1 protein-coding gene is annotated in these 735 nt (G+C 70.2%); it reads right to left on the bottom strand.

The window, feature by feature from the left end:
* Positions 1 to 735 (bottom strand): DNRLRE domain-containing protein (locus tag LPA54_RS33910; RefSeq protein WP_228984533.1); only part of this gene is annotated, 735 nt, incomplete at both ends.

Consider the following 735-nt stretch of genomic DNA (forward strand, 5'->3'; position numbering starts at 1 on the left):
GGCGGGTTGACGTCGACGCCCTGGTCGCCCCAGGTGAGGACCAGCTTCGGGTAGTTGGCGACCTCTCCCTTGTAGGCGTATTCGGCGGCCTCGTAGCGCGGGCCGCCCTTGGGGGCGCTCGCGGACTCGTCGGCGGCCTTCACCACGAAGCCGTGGTTGTCGTACGTGCCGTCGAGCCACTGCTGAACGGTCCTGGTCACCGGGAAGGAATGCCAGGTGTTGACCGCCTGCGGCTGCTTGGTGACCACACCGCCCTTGGTGAAGCGAACCGCGTCCGCGAGGACGGTCGTGGAGGTCGAGGCGGGGCCGTCACCGAGCACGACCTGGCCGGTGGTGCCGGCCTGGAAGGGGTGCTTGCCCAGCGGCTTCCAGACGCCCTCGGTTCCTGCCCGCTGGTCGACCTGGTAGGTCTTGGTGCCGCCGTCGTACGTCACCGTGTAGGGCGCGTCGGCGGCGCGGTCGGAGGCCGGGACGTAGTGCACGTCGACCTGGTACTCGCCGTCCTCGGGGAGGCTCGGCCGCCAGGTGTACGTGTCACCCGCCGTGGCGTCCTTGTTGTACCGGTAGTCCTGCCCGGTCGCGTACTGGGTGTACGCGGTGTTCCCCGAGGTGGGCCAGGCGCCCTGGGCGGCTGTGGTACCGGAGTCGCCGTCGTCGACGAGGACCGACGTGCCGGACAGCTCTCCGGTGATGTCCTTGGCGCTGTTCCAGGTCGCGCCCGTCTCGGTCCAGGCC

Source organism: Streptomyces sp. DH12, assembly GCF_020873895.1.
Classification (GTDB): domain Bacteria; phylum Actinomycetota; class Actinomycetes; order Streptomycetales; family Streptomycetaceae; genus Streptomyces.